A 13,260-nucleotide genomic window follows, 5' to 3' on the forward strand; every position below is an offset into this window, starting at 1 on the left:
GGCGCGTGGGTTTGCTTGAGAAGGGCCTCGGGTACACCATGGAAGTCACGGATCGTTCGCGACCGTGCTAACCCGGTCCGGCTCCTCCCCCCCCCGAGTCGGCCGTGGGGACGACCCCCGCTCTCCCCCCCGGCGGGGGTCGTCGCATGTCCGGACGCGGTTTCTCGCGCGGAATCGACCATTTCTCCTCCTTCTGCTCCCTGTCGAGCCATGTCCGCGCCCGACTCACTTCAGCGTTGCACTGTGACGCTGGGTAGCGAAAGAGTCGCACCGGGAAGTCACCGGTATGAGCGACGAAGTTATTCACAACCACTGAGTTGTCCACGGTTTTTGAGCAAGATCCACATGATTTCCGGAAGCGCTGCACCGTGATTCCACCCGCGAACTCCGCGGGTACCGGAATCACCGTTCTCGGACGAGGTCCGAGATCGCCGCGAACCGCGACGAAGGTGAGCGATGGAGGGGGAGAGCGTGGCTGAATCCAGGGCACAGGACCGATGGGTGGGTGTCGCCACGCGGCCGAGTGGACCGCTGATCGTGACCGAGGACGTGGACCTGCTCGACGACCTGCTCAGGCTGTGTGCCGCCGCCGGCGCGGAACCGGAGGTGCATCACACGCTGCCGGACCATCGAGAGGGATGGGAGCAGGCGCCCCTGGTCCTCGTCGGTGACGACGCGGCCGCACGGTGCCGCGGCGCAGCGCGCAGGCGGGGAGTCATGGTCGTGGGACGGGGCCGTGACGTGCCGGACGTGTGGCGCCGCGCCGTCGAGATCGGCGCCGAGTGCGTGATCCGGCTGCCGGACTCCGAGACCTGGCTCGTCGACCAGATCGCCAATGCGTCGGAAGGCGTCGGCCGGCCCGCGGTCACGGTCGGGGTGATCGGGGGCCGGGGCGGTGCGGGTGCGTCCACGTTGGCCTGCGCCCTCGCGGTGACCGCGGCCAGGGCGGGGCAGAGGACCATGCTCATCGACGGGGACCCGCTGGGTGGCGGAATCGACGTGCTGCTCGGCGGCGAGCGGGCGGACGGCATGCGGTGGCCGGATTTCGCCCACTCCAAGGGCCGGGTCGGCGGGGGCGCGCTGGAGGAGTCGCTGCCCGCGCTGCATGGGCTTCGGGCGCTCAGCTGGGGCCGTGACGACTGGGTGGTGATCCCGCCACCCGCCATGCGGGCGGTGCTGGCCGCCGCGCGCCGGCTCGGCGGGGTGGTGGTGGTCGACCTGCCGCGCCGGGTGGACGAGGCGGTGGCCGAGGCCCTTGCCCAGCTGGACCTGGGACTTGTGGTCGTTCCCGGTGAGCTGCGCGCGGTCGCGGCGGCGAAGCGGGTGGCATCGATGGCGGGGATGGTGCTTGACGATCTTCGGGTGGTGGCGCGGGGTCCGTACGCGCCGGGGCTCGACGCGCAGTGGGTTGCCCGAGCCATGCGGCTGCCGCTGGCCGGTGAGGTCCCGCTGGAAAGAGGTCTGTCGGCCGAGCAGGACGTCGGCGAGCCGCCCGGCGGCAACGCGCGCGGCCCGCTGGCCAGATTCTGTGGTGCCTTCTGGGAACAGGCGCTTGTGGGGGAGAGCGTCAGCGGCCCGGTGTCCGGGGGCACCTCATGACCGAGGCGCTGCTCGATGCGGTGAGGCAGCGGCTCGCCTCCAGCGGCACTGCTCCGACCCCGGCCGGGGTCGCCGCCGCGCTGCGGGCCCAGGGACGTCTGCTCGGCACGGCTGAAGTGCTCGGCCGTGCGGACGAACTGAGGGGGGAGCTGATCGGGACCGGGGTGCTGGAGCCGCTCCTCGCCGACCCCGATGTCACGGACGTTCTGGTGTCCGCGCCTGACCGGGTCTGGGTGGACCGGGGCGGCGGACTCGAACTCACCGAGGTGACCTTTCCGGACACGGCTGCGGTCCGCAGGCTGGCCCAGCGGCTCGCGGCCGTGGCGGGGCGTCGGCTGGACGATGCCAGGCCCTGGGTGGACGCGAGGCTGCCGGACGGCACCCGGATGCACGCCGTTCTTCCCCCGGTATCGGTCGGGTCGACGTGCCTGTCGCTGCGGGTGGTCAGGCCCCGGGCCTTCTCACTGGCGGAGCTGGTCGAGGCCGGGACCGTGCCGCCCGGAGGCGACCGGATGCTGAGGGCCCTGGTGGAGGCGAGGGTCTCCTACCTGATCAGCGGCGGGACGGGAGCGGGGAAGACGACTCTGCTTTCGAGCCTGCTGGGGGCGGTGGGGGAGCGCGAACGGATCGTGCTCGCCGAGGACTCTGCCGAGCTGCGACCGGACCACCCGCACGTCGTACGGCTGGAGTCGCGCCCAGCGAATCAGGAGGGCGCCGGACGGGTGACCCTTCGGGACCTGGTGCGACAGGCCCTGCGTATGCGTCCCGACCGGCTGGTGGTCGGTGAGGTACGAGGAAGCGAGGTGACCGAACTCCTGGCCGCTCTCAACACGGGACATGAGGGTGGCTCGGGAACTGTCCATGCCAATGCCGCCGGGCACGTTCCGGCACGGTTGGAGGCGCTCGGAACCGCGGCGGGGCTGGACCGGCTGGCGCTGCACAGTCAGCTGGCGGCGGCTCTGTCGGTCGTGGTCCACCTCGTACGGGACCGGACGGGACGCAGGCGGATCGCGGACATCCATGTGCTGGAGCGGGATGCGGTCGGGCTGGTACGGACCGTTCCGGCGCTGCGGTGGGGTGCCACGGGCTTTGAGCGGGAGCGGGGCTGGGAGCGGCTGCACGAGCTCATCGGGGGTGCGCTGTGACCGGGGAGACGGCGCACGTCGGGGTGCCGGACGTGGTGCACGCCGCGGCGCTGTGTGCGGCGGTGGCGGCGTGGCTGGTGGTGATCGGACGTAGTCGGCCGCTGCGCCGGGCGCGGGCGCTGCTGACCGACGGAGGCGAGCGGTCGTCGGCCGGGGAGAGGTGGTGGAGGGTCCGCAGCCGGATCGAGAAGCGGCTGCGAGGACGGTGGGAGTGGCTGTGTCTCCCGGTGGCTTCGGTGCCGTCGGTGCTCGGGCAGTCCGTACTGCCGTTGATCGCGGGGGCCGCCGCCGTTCCTCTGGCACGGAGATGGCTGCTGAAGAGGCGGTCGCACAAGGAACGGGAAGTCCGGGCGAACGGGGTGGTGGACCTGTGCGGTGCGCTGGTCGGCGAGCTCCGGGCCGGTCGAGAACCGGGGGAGGCGCTGCTCGTCGCGGTGCGCGGCACGGACGTCATGGGCGAAGCCGGATTCCGTGTGTCGGCCGCCGCGCGGTTCGGGGGAGATGTGCCGCGAGCTCTCGTCCAGGCGGCGGGTGAACCGGGGCTGGACGGGCTGGCCGGAGTGGCCGCCTGCTGGCGGGTGGCGGTGGGCAGCGGGGCCGGGCTCGCGACGGGCCTGGGGCGGCTCGAAAGCGCTCTGCGTGCCGAACGCCGTCAGCGGGATGAGCTGCGGGCGCAACTCGCGGGGGCGTGGTCGACGGTCGCGGTGCTCGCCCTGCTCCCCGTGCTCGGCCTGGGGCTCGGCGCCGCGCTGGGCGCGGACCCGTTGAGGGTGTTGCTGCACAGCACCGCCGGCCTCGTCTGCCTGGTGGCCGGCGTCCTGCTGGAGGCGTGCGGTCTCTTCTGGGCTGCCCGGATCGTCCGGGCGGGGGAGGGGGGATGAGCGCTTCGGCCGGAGGGATCGTCCAGGCGGCGGAAGCCGTTGCGGTGGCGTTGTGCCTCTACGCGCGCGTGGTTCTTCCTTTGGCGCGGCGGCAGGCCGGCCGCCGGGTGCGGCGTCGGGGCGAGCACCTTTTGGCGGTGGGGCCGGCGGTTCCCGGGGGCTCGACGGGACCGTTCCGGTCGTCCGGTGCTCGGGTGGGCCAGCTGGTCTCCGTCGGCCCGGCCAGACAGTGGTTGGTGCTGTCGGCGGTCGTGCTGACCGGGTGGTTCCTCGTGGGCGGCCTGGCGGGATGGGCGGTCGGCCTGGCCTCGGCCTGCGGTGCGCGGCGGTGGCAGCGGCAGAGGCTCGGGCACGCCGCGCGGCTCTTCGCCGAGAGCAAGGCCCGAACGGCGGAGGTCGTACGACAACTGCCCATGGCAGCGGACCTGCTGGCGGCCTGCCTCTCCGCCGGTGCCGGCCCGGTGGAGGCGGCCGAGGCGGTGGGGGAGTCCCTGGGCGGTCCGGTGGGCGATCAGCTTGCCCGGACGGCGGCGGAGATCCGACTCGGCGGAGACCCGGCCGTCGCTTGGGGGAGGTTCGGCGGGATACCGGGGGCCGCTGTCCTGGCCGGCTGCCTGGACCGGGCGGGATCAACCGGGGCCCCGGTGGCGGAGCCGGTGGCCCGAATCGCCGAAGCACTGCGGGCCGAGCGGGCGAGGGCGGCCGTGGCGCGGGCGCAGAGGGCCGCGGTGATGGTCACCGCGCCCGTGGGGCTCTGCTTCCTTCCCGCGTTCCTGGCGGTGGGGGTGGCGCCTGTGGTGATCGGGCTGGCCGGCGGCCTGCTCCAGCCGGCGTAGTCCGGAAGGCGAAGACATAAGAGCAGTTCAGTCGTGTGGTACGTAACCGATGTATCGGGGGTTTGAAGTGATGCGCAAGATCAAGAACTGGACGTGGTCCGTGGTCCGTCTCGTACGGTCCCGGGCCGACAGCGGAATGACGACGTCCGAGTACGCGGTGGGCACGATCGCGGCGTGTGCGTTCGCCGCCGTGCTCTACAAGGTCGTCACCAGTGCGGCGGTGATGTCCCAGCTGCAGTCGTTGCTGAAGGGCGCGCTCGATGCGAAGTTCTGAGGCCGTTGCGGGGGTGGCAGGGGCCGGGCCCGGAGGCCGGCCGGGGCGAGGGGAGAACGGACGGGGCGGGGGCGCCGTGCCGGGCGGCAGGAGGTTCGGTGACCGGGGAGCGGTGACGGCGGAGGCTGCCATGGTGATCCCGGTGCTGGCGGTGTTCGCCCTGGCCCTGCTGTGGGCGCTGATGGCCGCGTCGGCCCAGATTCGCTGTGTGGACGCGGCCCGGGCCGGCGCCCGTGCCGCAGCCCGTTCGGAGCCGGCGCCCCAGGTGCGGGAAGCCGCTCTCTCCGCCGCGCCCGGCGGGGCTTCGGTGGAGGTGGAACGGGCCGGAGCGCTGTGGCGGGTGACGGTGACCGCTCCGACGCCCGGGCCCGGGCGCCTCGCCGTGACGCTGAGAGCGGAGGCGGCGGCCGCGGCCGAGGACGCCCCGGTGCCTGCCGCCGCGACCGCCGCGGGCGCGCCGAACCCGGTGGTGGAAGGGCGCGGCCGGTGAGGGGGCGGAGTTGGTGCCGGTGGGCTGGAGCTCTCGTTCGGTGGCGGGGGCGGCGTCGGATGCCGGTCGGGGATCAGGGGCTGGCGACCGTTTGGGCGGCGGTGACCACGACGACGCTGTGCACCGTGTTCGCCGTGGTCCTGGCGCTCGGGCAGGTGGTGGTCGCCCGGCACCGGGCCGGGGGCGCGGCCGATCTGGCGGCGCTGGCGGCGGCGGACCGGGCGCTGGAAGGGGTGGAGCCGGCCTGCGCGTCGGCCGAGGAGGTGGCCAGGGCGCAGGGGGCGGAGGTGGTGCGGTGCGCGGTGCTGGGGGAGGTCGCCGATGTGACGGCCCGGGTGCGGTTCGGGCCGTACGCGCCGGAGGTCAGGTCCCGCGCGGGGCCGGCGGAGGTTGTTCCTCCGGCGGGCGTGCCGCCGCCTCGGGCGGGCCGGGATCAGCGGGGCGGACCGGACCGGATTCAACCGGGAGGCCCGGGTCCTCCGTCGTAGCGTCCGGGTCCTCCGTCGTAGCGTCCGGGTCCTCCGTCGTAGCGTCCAGGCCCTCCGTCGTAGCGTCCAGGCCCTCCGTCGTAGCGTCCAGGCCCTCCGTCGTAGCGTCCAGGCCCTCCGGCGTCGCGCCCCGGCCCTCCGGCTCAGCCCCCTGGCCCTCCGCCGCAGCCCCTCGGCCCTCCGCCGCGGCCCCCCGGTCGTCGTCCCCGCCCGCCCCGCTCGTCGGCCCGGCCGGGGCGGAGCGGAGGAGTTCCGTGAGCAGGCGGACGGCGCCTCGTTTGTGCAGGGGGTCGTTGCCGTTGCCGCACTTGGGGGACTGGATGCAGGACGGGCAGCCCGCTTCGCACTCGCAGGACGCGATGGCCAGGCGCGTGGCCGACAGCCACTCGCGGGCGGTGTGGAAGGCGCGCTCGGCGAATCCGGCGCCGCCCGGGTGGCCGTCGTACACGAAGACCGTGGGCAGCAGGGTGTCGGGATGCAGCGGAACGGACACCCCGCCGATGTCCCAGCGGTCGCAGGTGGCGAAGAGCGGCAGCATGCCGATCGAGGCGTGCTCGGCGGCGTGGAGCGCGCCGCCGAGGATCTCGGGGTTGATCCGGGCGGCGTCGAGCTGGTCTTCGGTCACCGTCCACCAGACGGCGCGGGTGCGCAGGGTGCGGGGCGGCAGGTCCAGCTTGGTCTCGCCGAGTACCTCGCCGGAGATCAGCTTGCGGCGGAGGAAGGAGACGACCTGGTTGGTGACCTCGACGGACCCGTAGCAGAGGCGGCCGTCCCCCCAGGGGATCTCGGTGTCGGTGTCCAGGACGGCGATGGAGGTGGTGTCGCGGGCGGTGGTCGAGTACGGCGGGTCGGCCTGTTCGACCAGGGCGACGGAGTCCTCCAGGTCCAGTTTGCGGACCAGGTAGGAGCGGCCCTGGTGGAGGTGGACGGCGCCCTCGTGCACGGCGCTGTGGGCGGCGGACTCGTCCACGGTGCCCAGCAGCCGGCCGGTGCCCTCTTCCACGATCTGGACAGGGCGGCCGCCCTCGCCCCGGATGTCGGTGAGGTCGGCGGCCCGCTCGCGCCGGGTCCAGTGCCAGCCCGACGGCCGTTTGCGGAGCAGCCTGGCGGTCTCCAGCTGGGGGAGGAGCCCGGGCGCGGCCGGGCCGAAGAGCGGGAGGTCGTTCTCGGTGAGCGGCAGCTCCGCGGCGGCGGCGCAGAGATGGGGGGCGAGGACGTACGGGTTGTCCGGGTCCAGGACGGTCGACTCCACGGGCTGCTCGAAAAGGGCCTCGGGGTGGTGGACGAGGAAGGTGTCCAGCGGATCGTCGCGGGCCACCAGGATGGCGAGGGCGCCCTGACCAGCCCGGCCGGCCCGGCCCGCCTGCTGCCAGAGGGACGCCCTGGTCCCCGGGTAGCCGGATATGACGACGGCGTCCAGCCCGGACACGTCGATACCGAGTTCGAGGGCGGTGGTGGCGGCGAGGCCCAGGAGGCTGCCGGAGTGCAGGGCGCGTTCCAGGGCGCGGCGTTCCTCGGGGAGGTACCCGCCGCGGTAGGCGGCGACCCGGGACGGCAGGGTGCGGTCGACCTCGGCGAGGCGCTCCTTGGCGATGACGGAGATCAGCTCGGCGCCGCGCCGCGAGCGTACGAAGGCGACCGAGCGGACGCCCTGGACGGTGAGGTCCGTGAGCAGGTCGGCGGTCTCGGCCGTGGCGGTACGGCGTACGGGAGCCCCCTTCTCGCCCTGCAGCTCGGTCAGCGGGGGTTCCCACAGGGCGAAGACCAGTTCGCCGCGCGGGGAAGCGTCGTCGGCCACCTCAGTGACGGGGAGGCCGGTGAGGCGGCCGGCCGCGAGGGCGGGCTCGGCGGAGGTGGCGGACGCGAGGAGGAAGACGGGATCGGAGCCGTAGCGGGCGCAGAGGCGGCGGAGCCGGCGCACGACCTGGGCGACGTGGGAGCCGAAGACGCCCCGGTAGGTGTGGCACTCGTCGATGACGACGTAGCGCAGGGAGCGCAGGAAGGAGGACCAGCGGGGGTGCGACGGGAGGATGCCCCGGTGCAGCATGTCGGGGTTGGTGAGGACGTAGTTGGCGTACTGGCGCACCCACTCGCGTTCCTCGACCGGCGTGTCGCCGTCGAAGACGGCGGGCCGGATGCCGTTGCCGAGCGGGGCCGCGAGTGCCTTGACCGAGCGCCGCTGGTCGGCGGCCAGGGCCTTGGTGGGGGAGAGGTAGAGAGCGGTGGCGCCGCGCCCGTTCGGGGCTTCGGAGCCGTCCAGGAGAGCGCTGAGGACCGGGGCGAGGTAGGCCAGGGACTTGCCGGACGCCGTTCCGGTGGCGATCACGACGGACGTGCCGTCCAGCGCGTGCTCCGCTGCGGCCGCCTGATGGGCCCAGGGGTGGTCGATGCCGGCCTTCTGGATGGCGGCGATCACTTCCGGACGGATGCGGTCGGGCCAGACTGCATGGGTTCCCGCGCGCGGGGGCAGGTGCTCCGTATGAGTGATGCGCGCGGACCGGCCCGCCCCTGCGGCGAGCCGGTCGAGGACCATGTCGGGAGAGGGGCGGGAGCCCCCACTCCCCGGGGGTCGACTGGGGTGTTGATTCTTGGCCATCGGCACCGAGTCTGTCACTGGCGAGGCGGACAATGGTCCGAAGGCGTCGTGCATGGCTGCCGGTAAGTGATTGAATGCCATCGCGGCTGGCGATCCGTCCCCCGGCTCCGCCGGGGAGACCGAGGGGCGACCGCTCGATAGCAAGGTGCTGGAGGATCCGTGGACCTGTCCTTGTCGACTCGCAATGTGTCCGGCCCTGGTGGCGACCGTACGGTCGTCGAGGTCGGTGGCGAGATTGATGTGTATACCGCGCCCAAGCTGCGCGAGCAGTTGGTCGAGTTGGTGAATGACGGCAGCTACCACCTGGTTGTCGACATGGAAGGCGTCGACTTCCTCGACTCCACCGGCCTCGGCGTGCTCGTGGGCGGCCTGAAGCGGGTGCGGGCCCATGAGGGCTCGCTGCGCCTGGTGTGCAACCAGGAGCGCATTCTCAAGATTTTCCGGATCACCGGTCTGACCAAGGTGTTCCCGATCCACACCACGGTTGACGAGGCCGTCGCGGCCACCGACTGACATCCGGTCCGGCGCCGGACCGGTTCGTGCCGGTCCGGCGGCGGCCCCGCCCGCGGCGGCTCCCCAGGGAGCCTGCCGGGGCGGCAGTCCCTGTCCCGCCGTGGCCGGTGGGGCGTGCCCGGGCTGCCGGGATCACCCGGTCGGCGGCCGTGGCCGATTTATTTGTCGGCTGGTGTTCGTCAGCCGCCCGATCCGTCCGGGAGAGCCCGCTCGACGCCGGGAGCCAGGCTCCGCAGAGGGAGCCGGAGCTCCGGGCCGCGCGGCCTGTCCCTGGCATGCACATACGTACGTTCGAGGGGGATCGCATGGCCACCGTTGAACTCCGCTTCAGCGCCCAGCCCGAACACGTCAGGACCGCCCGTCTCGTGGCGGCGGCCGTGGCGCGCAGGGCCGGAGTGGACGAGGCCGTGCTTGACGAGGTCCGCCTCGCCGTGGGTGAGGCGTGCAGCCGCGCCGTCGGCCTGCACCGCAGCCACGGCATCACGGCTCCCGTCACGGTCCGCCTGATCGAGGAGGAGAAGACCTTCGCCATCGAGGTCGGGGACGAGGTGCCGGGCCCCGGCGCCGACGGCTCCGTTCCCGGTGGTGTCTCCGGGCGACGCGGCGGCTCCGGGGGAGGGCTCGATGAGCCCGAAGCCGAGGCCGACGACGAGGACGAGATGGGCCTCGCGGTCATCAGCGGCCTCGTTGACGACGTGGAGGTCAGGTCCGGTGCGGATGGCGGAGTCATCCGGATGAGCTGGCCGAAGACGCCGGTCGCTGTTCTTCCCTGAGCTGCTCCGGCAGGCGTCGCGAACGACGCGCGATCAGTTGCCTTCCTGCTGCGTCGTTCTGACGCTGCGTCCACCTGGCTGCTCTCCCGCGAGAGCGAAGAATCGTTCGCGCGTTCCCCTTGGTGAGGGCTGTTCGGGTGAGTTGCGTATCCCTCATTTCCCTTGGTGCAAATGGCTGCAAAAGCCTGCCTATCGGACGCCTGGCGCCCGGATGGAGGGCGTTCGGCGTGTAAGTTCCGGGGCCGAGAGCCTTGGAAGGGACCAAACCGGTGAACAAGAAGCTTGCAGCCGCGCTGTCCGGCGGTGCGGTACTCGTACTGGCACTGTCGGGCTGCAGCGACGACAGCGATGACAAGGTGAACGACTGGGCGAAGAAGGTCTGCGACCAGGTTCAGCCGCAGCTGCAGAAGATCGCGAACGCCAACGCGTCCATCCAGCAGCAGACCTCCGACAACAGCAAGCCCGCGGACGTCCAGAAGACCGACTCCGCAGCCTTCCAGCAGATCTCGCAGGCGTACAAGGCACTGGGCTCGGCCGTCGATTCGGCGGGTCCGCCGCCGGTGGACGACGGTGAGACCACGCAGAAGGAGGCCGTGAAGGAGCTCAACGCCTCCTCCGCGGCCTACGCGAAGCTCCAGGAGAAGGTCGATGACCTGGAGACGAAGGACCAGGGCAAGTTCGCCGACGGCCTCAAGGGCGTCGCGGAGGAGCTGAACAAGATCAGCACCAGCGGTGACCAGGCGCTGCAGAAGCTCCAGTCCGGCGACGTCGGTACCGCGATGGCCAAGCAGGAGGGCTGCCAGAAGCCGACCGCCTCGGCGTCTCCCTCGGGCGGCTCGTCGGACGACTCCGAGCCCTCCGCCAAGCCTTCGACCGAGCCGTCGAAGGAAGCGTCTCCCTCCGCTTCCGCCGGCAAGAAGGCGTAACCGGGCGGCCGGCGCCACGGCCCGCGGAGAGCGGACGGAAACCGGGTGAGCGGCCCGGCCACCCCGGGGACGCCCGGTGCGGTGGCCGGGCCGCTGCCGTTGTCAGTGGGAGCCGTCACAATGGAGCACGTGAGTAAGACCAGCCTTTTCGCAGCAGACCTTCCCGCGGCGGACCACGCGCACCGGTTCCGCGAGGCCCTGCTCGCGGCCGCGTTCACGGCCGACGGGCTCCTCGACCGGCTCGGCGCGTCCGCCTACGCCGCGCTGGCGCGCAGTGAGACGGTTCCGGCGTTGCGGGCCACCCGTGGTGACGCGCCGCTCGACACGCTGGTGCGCCTCTTCCTCCTCCAGCGGCCCGTGCCCGTCGATCGGGCGGCGGCCGTGCTCCCGCTGAAGGAGTGCGTGGCGGACGGCTGGCTGGCCGAGACGGCCGGCGAGGTGCGGGCGACCGTCGATGTGCGCCCGTACGGCGGGCCGGACGGCGAGGACTGGTTCATCGTCTCCGACCTCGGCTGCGCGGTGGGAGGCGCCGGTGGGATCGGCTCCCGCGAGAAGGGCGTCGTCCTCGGCATCGGTGGGGCCTCCACCACTCTGGCCGGGATCACCGTACGCAAGCCCGTCGACTCCGCCCTCGACATCGGTACGGGCTCCGGCATCCAGGCGCTGCACGCCGCGCAGCACGCCACCAGGGTCACGGCGACCGACCTCAATCCGCGCGCCCTCGCGTTCACCCGCCTCACCCTCGCCCTGTCCGGCGCCGCCCCGGCCGAGCTGCGCGAGGGCTCGCTGTACGAGCCGGTCGGCGCCGAGACCTTCGACCTGATCGTCTCCAACCCGCCGTTCGTCATCTCCCCGGGCGCCCGGCTCACCTACCGCGACGGCGGAATGGCCGGTGACGACCTGTGCCGGACCCTGGTGCGGCAGACCGGCGACCGGCTCAACGAGGGTGGCTTCGCGCACTTCCTGGCCAACTGGGAGCACACCGAGGACGAGGAGTGGCAGGACCGGCTGCGCACCTGGGTCCCGGAGGGGTGCGACGCCTGGATCGTGCAGCGCGAGGTGCAGGACGTCACGCAGTACGCCGAGCTGTGGCTGCGCGACAGCGGCGACCACCGCACCGACCCGGCGGAGTACGACGCGCGGTACGACGCCTGGCTTGACGAGTTCGAGGCGCGGCGGACGAAGGGCGTCGGCTTCGGCTGGATCACGCTGCGCAAGTCAGCCGCGGCCGGAGCCGGGAAGCCCTCCGTCGTGATCGAGGAGTGGCCGCACGCGGTGGAGCAGCCGCTCGGCCCCGCCGTCGAGGCGCACTTCGCCCGCCAGGACTATCTGCGCGAGCAGGACGACGCGGCGCTCCTCGCCGCCCACTTCACCCTGGCCGCCGAGGTGGTCCAGGAGCAGGTGGGGCTCCCCGGCGCGGAGGACCCGGAGCATGTGGTGCTCCGTCAGCACCGGGGCATGCGAAGGGCCACCAAGGTCGACGCGGTCGGCGCCGGGTTCGCCGGTGTCTGCGACGGCTCGCTGCCCGCCGGGCGCATCCTCGACGCCATCGCCCAGCTGATGAACGAGGACCCGGTGCTGCTCCGGGACCGCACCCCGCAGGCCATCCGGCTGCTGGTCGAGGAGGGCTTCCTGGAGCCGCTGCCCCCGGGCGGGCGGTGACCGGATGATCCGGATCGAGCTGGACGAGGCGTCGCTCGGCGCGACCCGCATCGCCATCAGCCCGCTGTGGGACGCCTTCTGCAGCCTCCACCTCGCGATGCCGCACCGCCACCCCTCCCGCCCGTACGAGGAGTGGGTGGTGCGGGCCCGCGAGGTGCTGCGCGAGGACGACCGGACGCATGCGCTCCGGCTGCTGATCGACGGCACGCACGAGTTCCCCGACTTCATGCTGCCCCGGCCGGTCGGGGCCACCTCCGTCGGGACGGAGCTCGACGCCGTACGGACCACCCCGGCCGATGTCGTACGCGCGGGGATCGCCGAGCACTACGCGGGGCTGGAGGACCATCCGTACGTACGCCCCTATCTCGCCGATCCCGAAGGCGCCTGCGCGGCGCTCGCCGATGCGTACGGGGCTTACTGGGAAGGTGCGATGGCCGCCCACTGGCCCCTCATGCGCCGCCTGGTCGAGGACGAAGTACTCATCCGGGCGCGGACCTTCGCCACCGAGGGCGTCGACGCGCTCTTCACCGGCCTGGAGAGCCGGGCCAAGTGGCAGCCACCCGTCCTGGAGCTGACGAAGCACATCGACGCGGAGTACCGGGCGGGCGAACGGCGGCTCCTGCTCGTGCCCCTCGTCTTCGCGGAGGGCTGCCGTCTGTACTCCACCGACGACCCCGAGGTCCTGACGGTGTCCTTCCAGGCGCGTGGCGCGGGGGCCCTGCGCGAGCGGCCGGTGGAGCGCGCCGACAGCGGCGACCGGCTCGGACTGCTGCTGGGCCGGGGCCGGGCCTCCGTGCTGCGCCAGCTCGGCGGACCGCTCACCACCGCCGGGATAGCCGACCGGCTGGGGCTCGCGCCGAGCACGGTCTCGGAGCATCTGTCGGGCCTCGCCGAGGCCGATGTCGTCACCCGGCACCGAATAGGCCGCAGCGTCTACTACCAGCTCACCGACACCGGCCGCGCCCTCCTCGCGCTGCTCTCGGGGGAGGACGTTCTGCGCGTGGTCTCGTAAGGGGAAGCGCGGACGATTCGGGGGGTTCCGAATCGATGGCAGGGCGGCAGTGGCGGACCTAGCGT

12 protein-coding genes and 1 pseudogene are annotated in these 13,260 nt (G+C 72.9%); 12 read left to right on the forward strand and 1 reads right to left on the reverse strand.

Annotation, left to right across the window (positions count from 1 at the left end):
• The first annotated feature begins 537 nt into the window (after nucleotides 1-537).
• The 7 genes and pseudogenes from ssd to OG867_RS17415 all read left to right on the forward strand — a co-directional run.
• Nucleotides 538-1,599: a septum site-determining protein Ssd gene (gene ssd / locus OG867_RS17385; RefSeq protein WP_406291007.1), complete on the forward strand. Its 1,062-nt coding sequence runs from the start codon at nucleotides 538-540 to the stop codon at nucleotides 1,597-1,599.
• Nucleotides 1,596-2,744 (forward strand): TadA family conjugal transfer-associated ATPase, encoded by a 1,149-nt coding sequence (locus tag OG867_RS17390; protein WP_406286435.1) that lies wholly within the window; start codon nucleotides 1,596-1,598, stop codon nucleotides 2,742-2,744. Before ssd ends, OG867_RS17390 begins: the two co-directional genes overlap by 4 nt.
• A complete protein-coding gene (locus tag OG867_RS17395; RefSeq protein ID WP_328900923.1) occupies nucleotides 2,741-3,625 on the forward strand; it encodes a type II secretion system F family protein in 885 nt (294 codons plus the stop codon). The genes OG867_RS17390 and OG867_RS17395 overlap by 4 nt, the downstream gene beginning before the upstream one ends.
• Nucleotides 3,622-4,461, forward strand: a complete 840-nt coding sequence (locus OG867_RS17400; protein ID WP_406286438.1) for a type II secretion system F family protein — start codon at nucleotides 3,622-3,624, stop codon at nucleotides 4,459-4,461. Before OG867_RS17395 ends, OG867_RS17400 begins: the two co-directional genes overlap by 4 nt.
• 70 nt (nucleotides 4,462-4,531) lie before the next feature.
• Nucleotides 4,532-4,735, forward strand: a complete 204-nt coding sequence (locus tag OG867_RS17405) for a DUF4244 domain-containing protein (protein ID WP_406286440.1) — start codon at nucleotides 4,532-4,534, stop codon at nucleotides 4,733-4,735.
• Between the two features lie 112 nt (nucleotides 4,736-4,847).
• Nucleotides 4,848-5,225: a TadE family type IV pilus minor pilin gene (locus tag OG867_RS17410; RefSeq protein ID WP_328900920.1), complete on the forward strand. Its 378-nt coding sequence runs from the start codon at nucleotides 4,848-4,850 to the stop codon at nucleotides 5,223-5,225.
• Between the two features lie 59 nt (nucleotides 5,226-5,284).
• Nucleotides 5,285-5,548: pseudogene (locus tag OG867_RS17415) on the forward strand (Rv3654c family TadE-like protein); the annotation flags it as partial.
• A gap of 40 nt (nucleotides 5,549-5,588) precedes the next feature.
• Here the strand turns inward: OG867_RS17415 and OG867_RS17420 are convergent.
• Nucleotides 5,589-8,390, reverse strand: a complete 2,802-nt coding sequence (locus OG867_RS17420) for a DEAD/DEAH box helicase (RefSeq protein WP_406286443.1) — start codon at nucleotides 8,388-8,390, stop codon at nucleotides 5,589-5,591.
• A 78-nt stretch (nucleotides 8,391-8,468) separates the two neighbouring features.
• Here OG867_RS17420 and OG867_RS17425 point away from each other — a divergent pair, with 78 nt between their 5' ends.
• The 5 genes from OG867_RS17425 (at nucleotide 8,469) to OG867_RS17445 (ending at nucleotide 13,195) form a co-directional block, all read left to right on the forward strand.
• Complete coding sequence (locus OG867_RS17425) at nucleotides 8,469-8,822, forward strand: STAS domain-containing protein (RefSeq protein ID WP_003967428.1); 354 nt, start codon at nucleotides 8,469-8,471, stop codon at nucleotides 8,820-8,822.
• A 305-nt stretch (nucleotides 8,823-9,127) separates the two neighbouring features.
• The gene (locus tag OG867_RS17430; protein ID WP_328900918.1) at nucleotides 9,128-9,595 is read left to right on the forward strand and encodes an ATP-binding protein; all 468 of its coding nucleotides are present in this window, start codon (nucleotides 9,128-9,130) and stop codon (nucleotides 9,593-9,595) included.
• Nucleotides 9,596-9,864: 269 nt separating this feature from the next.
• Nucleotides 9,865-10,521: a small secreted protein gene (locus tag OG867_RS17435; RefSeq protein ID WP_406286445.1), complete on the forward strand. Its 657-nt coding sequence runs from the start codon at nucleotides 9,865-9,867 to the stop codon at nucleotides 10,519-10,521.
• Between the two features lie 120 nt (nucleotides 10,522-10,641).
• Nucleotides 10,642-12,183, forward strand: a complete 1,542-nt coding sequence (locus tag OG867_RS17440; RefSeq protein WP_328900916.1) for a methyltransferase — start codon at nucleotides 10,642-10,644, stop codon at nucleotides 12,181-12,183.
• Nucleotides 12,184-12,187: 4 nt separating this feature from the next.
• The gene (locus OG867_RS17445; RefSeq protein ID WP_328900915.1) at nucleotides 12,188-13,195 is read left to right on the forward strand and encodes a helix-turn-helix domain-containing protein; all 1,008 of its coding nucleotides are present in this window, start codon (nucleotides 12,188-12,190) and stop codon (nucleotides 13,193-13,195) included.
• Nucleotides 13,196-13,260 lie beyond the last annotated feature (65 nt).

Source organism: Streptomyces sp. NBC_00209 (assembly GCF_045206345.1).
GTDB lineage: Bacteria > Actinomycetota > Actinomycetes > Streptomycetales > Streptomycetaceae > Streptomyces.